The organism is Corynebacterium striatum ATCC 6940 (assembly GCF_000159135.1).
GTDB classification, from domain to species: domain Bacteria; phylum Actinomycetota; class Actinomycetes; order Mycobacteriales; family Mycobacteriaceae; genus Corynebacterium; species Corynebacterium striatum.
The window spans coordinates 1-222 of record NZ_GG667597.1; the positions used below are offsets into that span (position 1 = coordinate 1).

A 222-nucleotide genomic window follows, 5' to 3' on the forward strand; every position below is an offset into this window, starting at 1 on the left:
GTGCCTTCAATCGGATCAACAGCAATATCTACCGCGTCGCCGCGACCAGTACCGACTTTTTCACCAATGTAGAGCATCGGTGCTTCGTCGATTTCACCTTCACCAATGACGATGGTGCCGTCAATGTTGACCTGGTTGAGCATAATACGCATGGCGTTTACCGCCGCGCCGTCCGCGGTGTTTTTATCGCCGCGTCCTAACCATTTGTAGCCAGCCAGCGCC

1 protein-coding gene is annotated in these 222 nt (G+C 54.5%); it reads right to left on the bottom strand.

What is annotated here, in order from left to right:
* Positions 1-222: fructose-bisphosphatase class II (locus HMPREF0308_RS12865; protein WP_005532572.1), on the bottom strand; the 222-nt coding region annotated here is incomplete at both ends.